A 13,340-nucleotide genomic window follows, 5' to 3' on the forward strand; every position below is an offset into this window, starting at 1 on the left:
CGTTAGGGGGCCCCTGTCATATCGTGAGAACCAGCAATGCGTACTACTGCTCCCGCCCAAGTAGCACCGCCGACAAAGCGAATATGCACGGAAGGTCTGCCACGGCAGCAGCGAAGTACTCGAAGCCATCAACTCCGTCTGAGCACCCAGCAACCTATACTTATCCGGAGCCAAGAGGCGTTCCCCCGGCCTCCTTGCCATGGTCAATTTCCATCCGGTTCCAACACGACATGGTGTGCACGATGACCAACAAATGATGCTGGCGAGCCCCCGAGCATGATGCTTGGAGACATCAATTTTGAAATGAAGAATCGGATCATCATGACAAACGTCGCAGGCAAAAGGTCACCGCGTGAGGTCGTCGCAAAAATCCGCAGCTTGTTCTTGCTCGATGTCGAGTCCGAGTCGGACTACGTGAAGGAGGGAGCGCTCAATCTGCAGACGCAGTACAACGAAGCATTGCGTCTTCTTTCGGTTGAGCTGTACTCAAAGAAGTCTCACTTCGTCCTTGAGCTAATCCAAAACGCCGACGACAACCGTTACGAACTTGGCACCACGCCGCAATTGACCTTTGAAGTGACCTCAAATCGCTTGGTGGTGGTAAACAACGAAATAGGGTTCCGCGATGAAAATATCGAGGCCATCTGTAAGGTCGGAGCCAGCTCAAAGCCAAAGGAAAAATCTGGTTACATCGGCGAAAAAGGCATCGGCTTCAAGTCGGTTTTTACCGTATCCGATGCGCCGGAGATTCATTCGAACGGGTTTCACATAAAGTTCGACAGAACGGTCGAAGGCAATCTTCTCGGGTACATCGTCCCGCAATGGTGCGAGCCGCCAGAAGAGGTTAGGCCTAATTGCACGACCATCATCCTTCCCGCATCTAAGAACTACAGCTTTGGTGCTGATACGCTGGCAGCGCTTGATGCGCGACTACTGCTGTTTCTCAACACTCTGCGTCAGCTTACGCTGGATTACGACAATGACCGTGTTACCTATCGCAGGGTGGATAGTGAAGAGGTGTCGCGCCTCACGGCTGAACGGGAAAAGACCAGCGGCGAACTTGCTTCCGAAGAAATGCGCTACGTGCGTGTGTCATCGAGGTTCGCGATGGACGAGGCTCACGCCGACCAGGAAAAGCGGGCAGGGATTGGACAGTCGACCGTCGTTCTGGCTTTCCCTATTGACGCGGGCGGCGCGGCGAAGCCGGAGCCTTCTTCCAACGTGTTTGCCTTCCTGCCCATCCGCCAAATGGGTTTCAAATTTTCAATTCAAGGCGATTTCATCCTCAGCGCTAGCCGAGAAGAGATCCTAACGGATCGGCCTTGGAATCGGTTTTTGCGCGATCAGATTGCCACGGTTTTTTCCAGCGCCGTCGAGGTGTTCAAGAAGAGCGAAGGGTTAGCACTTAGCTACCTGAAATATGTCCCTGATGAGCATGAGGTGGTCGACCCGTTCTTTCGTACAGTCCGCAAATCTATCATTGCAAAGCTCTCGGGCGTTGAGTGTCTACGGTCGGCGTCTGGGGTGTGGAAGCGACCAGGCGAGCTGCTGCGTGCTGAGAAGACTTTCCGGGCACTGTTCCCGTCGAAGCTTGTAATAGAACTGACTGATTTTGACTATGTGGACGCCAAAATCCTGGGTAGCGTGGAACTGCTTAGGGCGCTCGGCGTAACCGACGTCGGACCGAAATTGGTGGTTGACGTCTTGCGCGAAAAAGCTTGGTTTCAAGCGCAGCCTCTCGCCTGGCGCGCAAAGTTCTACGCGTATGTCGCAGACAATCGGGAATCGCTCACCGCTGTCGGGCTTCTTCAAGCCCCATGCCTGCCAATCTCCGACGGGTCTTGCGTGGTCCCCTCTCAATTAGAGGTGTTTTTCCCCTTAAGCAGGCGGAAGAAGTACGGGTTTGAGAGCGAGTTGGTGTTTGTTGACAACGAGTTATACGAAGAGGCAGCAAAGCATTCCAAGCATGTGGTCGAGTTGTTCTCCGCGATGAAAGTCAGGTCTGACGTGCCGTACGACCTCATCAGTTCTCACATTCTCCCCACGCATGCGAGCGACGCTTGGACGGAGTCTGAAGATAAGGCAATCGTCGGCCATCTCCGATACGTAAAAGACAAGCTGAAGGACTACTTGGACGGCGCGTTAGTCGCAGGCAAGTCGGAGCAACAGGCTTATCAGGCGTTACGAGACGGGATCCGAGTGGGGACAAAGCAGCAGGAAGCTGAGGGATTGTGGATCTTCCGCCGTGTTGGCGAGCTCTATTTGAGTAAGGAATACAGGCCTGATTTTTCCATTGAGTCATTTCTTGGCGATCAGATCGCCGCGGAAAAGCTTGTCTCGCCATCCTACCTGACAGACAAGCCCAAGGATCCAATCCAAGAGGCTGATTCCTGGCGACAGTTTTTCACTGCTCTCGGCGTGCGGCTTACGCCCGCAGTCGAGTCAGATGGGGCGGGTTGGAAGTGCAGCGCGGAATTGCAGCTCCTCCTTGACTCATCAAACTCGGCAATCCGGAAAGTCACACTCGAGTGCATGGACTCGGCTTGGGAAAGCTACGCCAAGCGCATGAGTTTCCAATTTGTGATTCGGCGCGCAGTGCATCAAGCACCTACGAGGTTCGCCGAAAGCCTGCGCGCCACGCGAGCACCAACCAAGAAGCGCACGACCGTTGCTCTTTCGGAATCGTATTACCCAACGCCGGAGCTCAGCTCGCTTCTGGGAGATGCGATTCCGTATGTTGATGCACGGATGTCCGAAGCCATGCTAGACGATTGCCACGTGACGCGTCAGGTTGACGCGAAAGCGTTGGTGAAGCGCCTTACGCAAATGAAGGAGGAATCCGCGGTATCGCCCAAGCGGGTTCAGGCAATCTACCGTGCTTTGGACGACAGGTTCTGGCATTCCGACGCTGCATTCATCAAGAATTCCTTCGAAATAGATCGGCTGATCCAAGTCAAAGGTCTCGGCGAAGAGTGGTTTGGCATTGATGAAATTTCGTGGCGCCAGAGCAGCGCCTTCCTGGACTCGCTGTACCCGCCAGTCCATGGTCGATATCGCGACTTCAGCAAGTTTTTTACGGAGAAGCTGGGGGTCCCCAAAGAGCTCCCGGTGGCGACGCGGGTAGGGGCGTTGGAACGATTGAGTGAAGTGGCAGATGCTGGCGAACGCAAGGCTGAAGCACTCGCCATTTATCAGCGTGCCAACGGGGCATTGAGGCAGAGGTTCGGACAGGAGGTAAAGGCGCCCGAATGGCTTGAGATGTTCGAAGATCAGGATGTTTACATCAATCATCGAGGCGAGATGGTCGCGAACGACGAGTTTCTGTTTGCGAATGACGATCCGTTCCTGGCAGCGCTCTTCAGTGAAGACGATGAGTTGTCGTTTATCGGGATTCCAAGTGAGGAAGTGCCGCGCCTTAGCCGTCTGTTTGACATGGCGGGAGTGTCCAAACTGTCTGAATCCGTCTCGATCAAGGTTGGCAACGGTGATTTGGGTGTCGTCGACGAGGAGCTGACCTTACGTATCCGTAGCTCAGTTCACTTCTTTGCGCGAGTTCTTTACTCAAAAGCTACTGCCGCCTTCGATCAGGCGCTCAATGACGGACGGTTTGCAGATCTGAAAGAATTTGAGGTGGCAGAGGTTCCGCAAGTCGAGCTTGTGGTGTCGCTGGGAGATCGTGAACGTGAGACGACGACAGACATTGCCCGAAGCCAAAATCGCATTCTCTACCGCACGGGCACAAGGTCGGTAGAGGACAAGGTGGCGGAGGAGTTGAGCCGCTTTCTGGTTTCGTCTGCCGACCTGGCCGACACCTTGGCGCGTATTCTGATGGGGGGCAGTGTCGACGTCATTGAAGACTTTCTCGAGGTCAGACACATTGGGGCTCTTCCGTCGGACCTGCGCAAGGTGCTTTTCACCGCACCTGGCCAAGCTGTCGAGGAAGATGAGTTTGAGAATGAGGAAGGGTCGCCTCCGAATGATGCGGATGCGAATGCAGGAATTGAGGTCACTTCTGGTGGAGAACAGCCAGCTGCCGATTTAGATCCCGGACCGAATGTGCCCTCCAGCAACGCCTTGGCGGGGAGCCAAGCATCGAATGCAGCTACTTCTACTCAGTACTCAACTCTCCCACCCGCGGACTCGGGCGGCTCGCGCATACCTTCTGATGCCGCATTGGGTGCTATGCCGCCTCGTTCAGCTGGCATCGCAGCGCGGTCGTCTGCCGACCCGACTTCCTTGGATACTGACTCAAGCGCGGGATTGATGACCTCTGCAGGTACTGGTCGGCGTCCTCCGAGCCAAGGCAACGGAGACGAAAGCAAGCGGGGTGCAGGAACGACCTATCCTCCCCCAAAAAAGAGTTTGGCGGGTAAACCAAAACGTGGCGAATCGACGCCGCCTAGGACCAGGGGCGGGCGCTTGCTGAGCTATGTGGCTGGGCCTGGAGATGCCGACAAGCCGAACCCGGAAGATGATCCAGTCAAGATCGCAGCCCGGAAAGCAACTGAACGGGCCGCGGTCGATTACTTCATGACAACCCAAGCCGGGCGATGGAAGTCGCTGACCGAGATGCCGCCGAATAATCCAGGCTTCGACGTCAAGGCTCTTACCGATGACGGGCAGGATGAATTTATCGAAATAAAGGGGCAGAGTGGCGCCTGGACGGAAGAGGGCGTTGCCCTCACTCCCAACGAGCTCATGGCTGCCAGTCAAAAAGGAAATAGTTACTGGTTATGCGTGGTTGAGTACGCGCATGACGATAAGCGTCGTCAACTGCACCTTGTGCGCAACTTATACAGCCTGATTCAACAATTCAGGTTCGATGTGGGCTGGAAATCTGCTGCGGAGACCGATGCCGCAGCGCTGCTGAAGCCGGAGAAGGACTTGTACATCGACATGTCGTCAGAAGGACGGGGACGAATCATGAGTGTTCGACGTAAAGGCCAGTTTTTCAACCTGCACGTGATCCTCGACGACGGTCGCCAGGTCAATAAACTCTACAATCCGGCGAAGATGACTCTCTCGAAGGAGCTGGTGTGGCAAGGATGATCCCGGAGCTGAGCGCGGAACAGCTCAGTGCATTTCCATCGCGTGCCGAGGCGAGGTTCTACGAAGCCTGCAGAGATCGCCTACCGGAAACCCTTGTGGTCATCTACAGCGCGACCTGGATATACCGCGATGTGCGGGGACGACTGAACGAAGGCGAGGCTGACTTCACTATTCTCTCTCCACAGGGCGGCGTGATAGCCGTGGAAGTCAAAGGGGGAGGTGTTTCATTTGACGCTACGACCGGCACGTGGCACTCCGTTGATAGGAGCGGCGAACAGCACACGATCAAAGACCCGTTCAGGCAAGCATCAAAAGAGCGACATGCGTTGCTGGACCAAATTACCGGGCACTCTTCATGGCGGCAGTGGACGGGTGGACGTCTTACGATCGGACATGCTGTCTTGTTTCCGGACATCGTCGATTCGACCGCCCTCATCGGCCCCGATAGAAAGCGCGAGATCGTAGGTGTTAACGGAGACGTTCAAAACGTTACGCAGTGGTACGACCGAGTCGCGCGGTTCTGGCACCAGCCCAACGATCAGCCACTGGGGGCCAAAGGTGTGCGGCTCATCGAGGACATACTCTGCAAGTCAATTGAAGTTCGGCCAGTTCTACGTGCATTAGTAGACGATGCTGAACAGCGACGAATTCGATTGACCGCTAACCAGGCGAAGATCTTACGGATCATCGGTGGCCGACGGCGCGCGGTGGTGTCGGGTGGCGCAGGCACCGGTAAAACGGTACTCGCAATCGAAAAGGCAAAAGCATTGGCCTCGGCGGGGTTAAGCGTTTTGCTGCTTTGCTACAACCGCCCACTCGCTGACTCGCTCGCGGTTGGATTGCAAGGTGATCCATTGATTCAGGCCCAGAGCTACCATCAGCTTTGCGATCGTCGAATCCGACAGGCGCAACAGAAGCGGAGCGACATCTTCAAGGAGGCCGTGGAGGCTTATCCAGGCACAAGCGACCAACATCGCTTTGACGTGCAGATGCCGTACGCGCTGGCATTGTCTGCCGATGTTCTCGAAGAACGCTTCGACGCCGTTGTAGTCGATGAAGCCCAAGACTTCAGCGACGAGTACTGGCTCGGCGTAGAGCTGCTTCTGCGCGACCAGGATAATGGTTTTCTGTACATCTTCATCGATGAAAATCAAACGCTATATCCTCGAACTGCCAATCTGCCAGTTGAGGACGAGCCTTTTTACCTGACCAATAATTGCCGCAACACAGCTCCCATCCATGAGGTTGGTTACAGATTCTACGAGGGTTCACCCATTGACTCACCTGAGATTCCTGGCCAGAGCGTCATTTGGACGGGGGTCGACTCGATCGAGGATCAAGCTGATGCCGTGGCAAACAGGGTGTACCAGTGGGTGCACGATGAAGGACTGAAGTCGGAAGACGTGGCGGTGCTAGTAGCAATTCGCCCAAAGAGCCTCGCGTACGAATTATTAGTGCTGCGCATGGCTGCGCTTGGTGTGGAGTGTGTGATCGAATGTCATGGGAAGGGCAAGTGTGTCCTGATTGACACAGTTTCCCGCTTCAAAGGCTTAGAAGTGCAGGCAGCCGTCTTGTGGCTCGGGGACGAGGTGATCGATGAAGCGCAGTGGGAGGTGGCTTATGTGGGAGCGACGCGTGCGAAGTCCCTGTTGAATATTGTTGGGACAATGAAGGTTGTGAAAGCGCTTCGGTCGCGCGCGCAGTGAAGTTCAAAATTCGCTAGAGACGTTTTCGACAGGGCATCTGATCGCAAATAATTTCAAACCTATATCACGACATTTGAGAACAGCGGGTTGCTGCCAGCCTCTCCCGATTTCAGTGGCCTTTGACTTGAGAGCCTGGTCCGGCAAGCGGCCATCGATTGGCTCGATGCCGGCCGTCAAATTTTGGCACCAAGCCTACGGACACGTTCTCGATGTCACTCGCGCAGATTCAGCCCTGACTTGACGCGGCCCCACTGGCTACGTCGAGCCGCCCGCGCGGCTTCGATCGTTTCATTCCCCCCACGTCGCCACGACGACGCATAGAGCCCGGCCTCACCGCCGGGCTCTATGCGTTTATGCCGCCATCAAGGAGTTCGTCATGCAACTCGCGCAATCTTTGACTCACACCCGCTACAAGCTCACGGGCGAGACCACCGAGCAGGACGTACTCGCCGCAGCCGAAGCTATCCTGAAGTGCCGGCTGGAACGCCAAGGAAGCATTGGCACGCCGATGGACGCCAGTGACTTTCTGCGCATGCGCTTGGGCGCGCTCCTGCACGAAGAGTTCCACGTCCTGTGGTTGGACAACCGCCACCGGATCCTCGATTGCCAGAAGCTTTTCACCGGCACTGTCGATGGGGCAAGCGTCCATCCAAGGGAAGTGGTGCGCGCGGCGCTGGCCATCAACGCCAGCGCGGCGATCCTGGCGCACAACCACCCCAGTGGCATGGCCGAGCCCAGTGCGGCCGATCGGATGCTCACCCACGAGCTTCGCGAAGCACTGCGGCTGATCGGGGTACGTGTCCTTGACCACATCGTGGTGGGCAAAGAGTGCGTCAGCATGGCCGACAGGGGGCTGATCTGATGACGATGCTCATAGCGGCTCCGCCCTTTGCCGGGTTCTATGAGAAGTCGATCCAAAAAAATCTCACCCACACATCACTCACGTGAAGCCGGAAGTCGCCGGCTTCGCGTTTGGACGCTCCGCGTCGCAGCGTTCGCAAGGCATACCTGACTCATGACAGGCAAACTCGAAACGATCTACTGCGTCCTGGTCGTCGCTACTGCGGTACTCGTCGGCATCGTCCGCTGTACCCGCTGTAGCGATTTCAAAGCTCCCTGATTCAACGCGTCACAAGCACAGCGCACAAGGCCCGGTATGTCCGGGCCTTGTGCGCTTTTATGCCACCCACTTACGAGGAAACAACAATGCACCTGGTTGAAACCATGGCCTATGCCGGTGAAAAGCCCTGGCACGGCCTGGGCAACAAGCTTGCCCCGCAGCAACCCATCGAGGTCTGGAAGAAGAACGCCGGAATGGACTGGCAGATCGAGCAGTCCGAAGTTCGCTACATCTCCGGCAGCAACAACGTCGGGGTCATCAATGCCTTCCCGGAACAGAAGGTGCTCTATCGCTCCGATACCAAGGCTCCGTTGGCCGTTGTGTCCAAGCGCTTTTACGTGGTGCAGCCGGGCGAGATCCTGGAGTTCTATCGTGACCTGACCGCCTGCAACGGTTTCGAGTTGGAAACGGCCGGCGTGCTGCGCGAGGGCCGCAAGTTCTGGGCGTTGGCGAAGACGGGCCAGAGCACGACGCTCAAAGGCCGCGACCGGGTGGATGGCTATCTGTTGTTGGCCACGGCCTGCGACGGCACGCTGGCTACCACGGCGCAGTTCACTTCGGTGAGGGTGGTCTGCAACAACACCCTGCAGATTGCATTGGGGAATGCCAGCAGCGCGATCAAGGTGCCACACCGCAGCCAGTTCGATGCGGAAGCAGTCAAGCGCCAGTTGGGGATCACCGTGTCGTCGTGGGATGGCTTCGTGGTCCGAATGAAGGCACTCGTCGATCGTCCGGTCGATCCCGATTCGGTCGAAGGCCTGCTACGCCGGGTGCTGACCTACGCAGCACCGGACGGCAAGTCACCGGTGGTCAACGAACAGGCCTTGGCCACGGTGCGCTCGCTGTACGAGGGCGGTGGCCGCGGCGCACTGATGACCTCCAGTCGGGGTACGGCATGGGGCTTACTCAACAGCGTGACCGAGTTCGTCGATCACCACCGTCGGGCGCGCAGCGACGATCACCGTCGCGACGCGGCCTGGTTCGGCCAAGGGGCGCAGATCAAGCAGCGAGCCTGGGACGAAGCCATGAAGCTCGTGGCCTGAAGGAGGGATGCCGTGGGACTGGATATGTATCTGGAAGCCAAGCGGCACGTAGCCCCCTGCGACTCGCAGACAGAACCGATGCGCCGTGCGATTGGCGCGGCCATCGACTATGTGCCACCGAAGGACAAGCCGGGAAACGACGCCTCTTTGCTGGAGGTCTGTGGCGTCACGGTGCGCGTCGGCTACTGGCGCAAGTTCACGGCCTTGCATCAATGGTTCGTGGGCAACGTTCAGGGAGGACACGATGACGACTGTCCCGCCTTCGTTTCGGTAGACGCCTTGATGGAGTTGGAGGCACAGCTCGAACAGGTTGGCGATGATCCGGCGAGTGCCAGTGAGTATTTCACCGCCGATGAGGATGAAACGCTGGAGGAAAGCGATGTCGACTACACACTGAAAGTCCTTCATCACGCCAAGCGATTACAGGAGCAAGGCTGGGACATCACCTACCGCGCCAGCTGGTGAGGTCAGCACACGCGGGGGATTGATCTTGATGCAAGCGACATAGCGCCCGGCCCTCTGGCCGGGTTTTTTCTTTTGGGAGAACCACGATGAAAAAGCGATCTGCCTTGCGGTTGGTCGATACACGCACACTCGACCGGGGCCAATGGCTGGAAGTGCGCCAGGGCGGTATCGGCAGCTCCGATGCCGCCACCGCGGTCGGCTTGAACCCTTACAAGAGCCCGCTGGAGCTGTGGGCGGAGAAAACCGGGCGTGTCGTCGCGCACGCGGAAAGTCCAGGCATGGAGGATCCCCGCTACTGGGGCACGCTGCTCGAACCTTTCGTGGCTACGGCCTACCAAGAGAAGACCGGGCGCAAGGTTAGGCGTGTCAACGCCGTGCTCCAACACCCTACCTTCAACTTCATGCTGGCCAACATCGACCGGGAGGTCGTGGGCTGCCCGGACGTGCAAATTCTGGAATGCAAGACGGCTGGCGAGTTCGGCGCGCGGCTGTGGAAGGACGGCGTGCCGGAGTACGTGCAGTTGCAGGTGCAGCACCAGCTCGCCGTGACTGGCCAGCAGGCGGCGGATGTCGCAGTGCTGCTGTGTGGGCAACAGTTGGAGATCCATCGCATCAAACGGGACGACGAGGTGATCGCCCGTCTGATCGTGCTGGAGACGAAGTTTTGGGAGTACGTGCAGCACGACATCGATCCACCTTCCGATGGCAGCGAGTCATCCGCGCGAGCCCTGCGCCAGCTCTACCCCGGTAACGATACGTCGCTCGATTTCACGGACGACGAGGCCCTTTGCCAGACCTTCACCTCGCTGTCGGCGCTGAAGACCGAGCTGGATGAGAAGGCGCACGTCGCCGAGCAGCTCAAGCAGGCGATCCAGCAAGCGATGGGCGACGCCAGCAAGGCGTTGTTTGCTCGCGGCGAGGTGACCTACAAGCGATCCAAAGATGGCGCCAGCATCGACACCAAACGGCTAGCAGCCGATTACCCCGCGCTGGCTGCGCAGTACACCGTACCTCGCCCCGGTTCGCGCCGGTTCGTGCTGTCTCTCTCACCCGATGCCACCGAAGGAGTTTCCCCATGTTGAAAGGCCTGGCTATCACCCCGCCCGTGATCGGGCGGATTTCCATCGGGCGTGTGGTCGAACGCAACGGCAAGCGCCTACCGGAGAAGGACGACCAGTTCACCCTGACTACCCAAGTGCAGAGTCGCGATGGTTGGATCTTGCATCCGCTGGACGAAGCCTTGCGCAAAGAAGCTGGCGGCAAGCTGCGATCCATCCCGGTACGAATGCTGTTCAACGACCCGGCGCTCAACCTGCGGGCCGACTACTCGCTGTTCGATCGCACCTCGGGCCGGCCAGTGTGTGTGGGCAATGGCGAGACCTGTCGTCGCGCGGGTAAGGGCGGCGTCGATGCCCTTCCCTGTGTGGGGCCAGACCAGTGCGGCTTCGCCAATGGCGAGTGCAAGGCCTACGCGCGTCTGAATGTGCTCGTGGGCGATGGCGAAGGGGATGCATTGGGTTCGTTCGTGCTGCGCACCACGTCCTTCAACACTATCCGTACGCTGGCGGCACGGCTGGAGTATTTCAGCGCGGTGTCGGGCGGGCTGCTGGCCTGCCTGCCGCTGGAACTGAAGCTGCGCGGCAAGTCCACCACGCAAAGCCACCGTGCGCCGATCTACTACGTGGATCTGGTGGTGCGCGACGCGTTGACGCTGGAAGAGGCCATCGCCCAGGCACGGGAGCGGGATGAGCAGCGGCGAGTCTGCGGATTTGACCAGGCGGCACTGGACGAGTCTGCGCGCAGGGGCTTCGCCAATGGGGCGTTCGAGGAGCTGGAAGAGGACGTGCCCGCGGTGGTGGAGGAGTTCTACCCTGATGGTGGTGGCGAGCAGCGCGCGGAAGCACGCGTGTCCACGGGCTCCGGCCTGAAAGGTCGCCTCGAAGCGCGTGTGGCGGCAGCCGGCCACGGTGGATAGCCACGGGGGAAACGGCAATGTTCGCAATCGTGGGTGGTGTGGTGGTGTACGGCTTTGCCTTGTACGGGCTGGCGCGGTTCCTGCAAGACAGGAACGGCGGCCCCGATGCGTAGGCCAGTCGGCGGCATAGACGGGAGGGGGCTTGCGCCCCCTCCCGTACTTTGGGTGAGCCATCTTTCTTTTGCCTGCTTTGCCGCTTGGCGTGGGCGAATAGGCCTTCACGTTGCGCCTCCAGCCTGAGCGGCGCCCGTGCCTGCGATAGACTCCCCGCTTGCGCCCGCGATGCGCACAAGGAGAACCAATGAGTGCCTTGCTGAACACCTACCGTCAGGCCGCCGTCACCGAGCGGAAAAAGGGCAACTACTTCGAGGAACTCACGCTCGCCTACTTGCGAAGCGAGGCCACCTACCGCGATCTCTAGAGCCAGGTCTGGACGTATGCCGACTGGGCCACCGAAACCATGCACAACCCCGCTACCCGCTGGAACTGTTCCTGCGCGTGGTCACGGTGAGCCTGGACGGTGCAACGGGGCATGCTGAGCCCGTGCTACACGACCGACTGGCATCAGTTGCGTGAAGTCCACTGATGTTCGGCCCTCTTCATGTTGCTCGGGTCGCCCAGGATTTCATAGACCGGAGACATGTCATGTCCATCCTTACGTGGCGCACCACGCTTGAGCAGTCCACCACGTGCTTTCATGTTGCCGCGCCGAAGGTTCCTCTTGTGACCAGTCATCACGAAGCCGTCGCCTTTGACGATGTAGCGGATGGCTTCCCGGATACCCATCAGCATCGACCGGTCGCTGATATGGACTGAACCGATCGCGTTGTACTCGTATTCGAGGCGTCGCACCCAGCAATTGAAATAGCTGGCCCGCAGATGGCCGCACCGCTTCAGCCACGCTTCGCCGAGCATGATTGATAGATCACAGGCGTTTTGGTGCTTGTGGCCATCAAGAGCGACCAGGAGGTGGTAGTGGATGCCGCGGTCGAAGCCGCACTCTCTCTTCCAAATCCATCGCTGCACGTCAGGGACAATGCGGTCTTCAGAGAGCGCGCGCAGGTAGTGCTTCATGCACTTCTCGGCGATGCGGACATCTTCATGTGTTTTGTGCGTCGGTTTGATGTACAGATCAACACGCAGCACGAGCAGCTTCGAATGTTGCTGGAAGCCTTCGACCATATACTGACAGCAGGAACGTAAGTCTTTCTTCTCCAGCTTGACGCGATTTGCCTCGATGCGTCGAAAGCGCGAAGAACGACAGCATCGACGCACGAAGCGTGTGATCCATTCAATACGACTGCGAAGCTTCGCGTTGCTCAGATCCTTGCCGAATCCATCGGCATGCCTGATGGCGGGCATGGCGACTTGACATGCGCGGATCATGACGGTGATGAATGGGTTGAAACGTGTGGTCATGCTTTCGGTCTGAGCCAATGCCTCTGGCTTGTTCCGGGGTAGAGTTGGCCATGCGTAGCGCCCTCTGTAACGGCTGCTGGGGCAGGCTCGCTCGATCATGGGTATACCCGAGCGACACAGATTCCAAACGGCCTCACCAAGGGATGTAAGGCGGTACTGCTGGCCGGGAAGTTTTAGCCTCCACCGCTGATCGCGATCGGCCGTGACCAGGCGGTGGTTGTTGCTGCTGATACGCCTGGCCAGACGGTCGGCTTTGCGTATCCAGTACAAGCATTCGGGTTCATCGGAGATGGCCGTTGTACCGTCGCTGTTGTAGATGAGGTGCTTCGACATGGCCTGATAGGTCATCTCGCTTTCGATGGCTTGCCTTTCCAACTCCTCATCGAGTGCGTCGAACGTTGTGTCCATGGCTTGGTAGCTGTCGCATTGAATGTCCATCGTCATCATCTCGTAGGGTTGGATTTGTGCAGTCCATGACTGATTGCCTGACATTTCCATACCCAACTCATCCATTGTTTCTATCCCGTCTTCAATCCCATTCCCATTAGATAGAGAACCGGAAT

The 13,340-nt window shown here is 58.0% G+C and carries 9 protein-coding genes; 8 read left to right on the plus strand and 1 reads right to left on the minus strand.

Annotated elements, in window-relative coordinates:
• Nucleotides 1-276: 276 nt before the first annotated feature.
• The 8 genes from UU7_RS07570 to UU7_RS19155 all read left to right on the plus strand — a co-directional run bounded on the left by UU7_RS07570 (nucleotide 277) and on the right by UU7_RS19155 (nucleotide 11,944).
• The gene (locus UU7_RS07570) at nucleotides 277-5,049 is read left to right on the plus strand and encodes a protein NO VEIN domain-containing protein (protein WP_007806980.1); all 4,773 of its coding nucleotides are present in this window, start codon (nucleotides 277-279) and stop codon (nucleotides 5,047-5,049) included.
• Nucleotides 5,046-6,755 carry a nuclease-related domain-containing DEAD/DEAH box helicase gene (locus tag UU7_RS17645; protein ID WP_040673059.1) on the plus strand — a complete coding sequence of 570 codons (1,710 nt, stop codon included), beginning with the start codon at nucleotides 5,046-5,048 and terminating at the stop codon, nucleotides 6,753-6,755. The genes UU7_RS07570 and UU7_RS17645 overlap by 4 nt, the downstream gene beginning before the upstream one ends.
• 376 nt (nucleotides 6,756-7,131) lie before the next feature.
• Nucleotides 7,132-7,617, plus strand: coding sequence for a JAB domain-containing protein (locus UU7_RS07580; RefSeq protein ID WP_007806986.1), 486 nt, complete (start codon nucleotides 7,132-7,134; stop codon nucleotides 7,615-7,617).
• A gap of 344 nt (nucleotides 7,618-7,961) precedes the next feature.
• The gene (locus UU7_RS07585) at nucleotides 7,962-8,918 is read left to right on the plus strand and encodes a DUF932 domain-containing protein (protein ID WP_007806988.1); all 957 of its coding nucleotides are present in this window, start codon (nucleotides 7,962-7,964) and stop codon (nucleotides 8,916-8,918) included.
• A 12-nt stretch (nucleotides 8,919-8,930) separates the two neighbouring features.
• Nucleotides 8,931-9,383 carry a hypothetical protein gene (locus tag UU7_RS07590; RefSeq protein WP_157582012.1) on the plus strand — a complete coding sequence of 151 codons (453 nt, stop codon included), beginning with the start codon at nucleotides 8,931-8,933 and terminating at the stop codon, nucleotides 9,381-9,383.
• Nucleotides 9,384-9,469: 86 nt separating this feature from the next.
• Complete coding sequence (locus UU7_RS07595; protein WP_007806992.1) at nucleotides 9,470-10,465, plus strand: YqaJ viral recombinase family nuclease; 996 nt, start codon at nucleotides 9,470-9,472, stop codon at nucleotides 10,463-10,465.
• Nucleotides 10,459-11,358 carry a recombination directionality factor gene (locus UU7_RS07600; protein ID WP_007806994.1) on the plus strand — a complete coding sequence of 300 codons (900 nt, stop codon included), beginning with the start codon at nucleotides 10,459-10,461 and terminating at the stop codon, nucleotides 11,356-11,358. Before UU7_RS07595 ends, UU7_RS07600 begins: the two co-directional genes overlap by 7 nt.
• Before the next feature lie 532 nt (nucleotides 11,359-11,890).
• Nucleotides 11,891-11,944, plus strand: a complete 54-nt coding sequence (locus tag UU7_RS19155; RefSeq protein WP_083845961.1) for a DUF4113 domain-containing protein — start codon at nucleotides 11,891-11,893, stop codon at nucleotides 11,942-11,944.
• Here UU7_RS19155 and UU7_RS07605 read toward each other — a convergent pair.
• Nucleotides 11,923-13,290: a YagK/YfjJ domain-containing protein gene (locus tag UU7_RS07605; protein WP_007806999.1), complete on the minus strand. Its 1,368-nt coding sequence runs from the start codon at nucleotides 13,288-13,290 to the stop codon at nucleotides 11,923-11,925. The two genes, UU7_RS19155 and UU7_RS07605, sit on opposite strands and share 22 nt — an antisense overlap.
• Between the last annotated feature and the right edge of the window lie 50 nt (nucleotides 13,291-13,340).

It is taken from the genome of Rhodanobacter spathiphylli B39, from assembly GCF_000264295.1.
GTDB classification, from domain to species: Bacteria; Pseudomonadota; Gammaproteobacteria; order Xanthomonadales; family Rhodanobacteraceae; genus Rhodanobacter; species Rhodanobacter spathiphylli.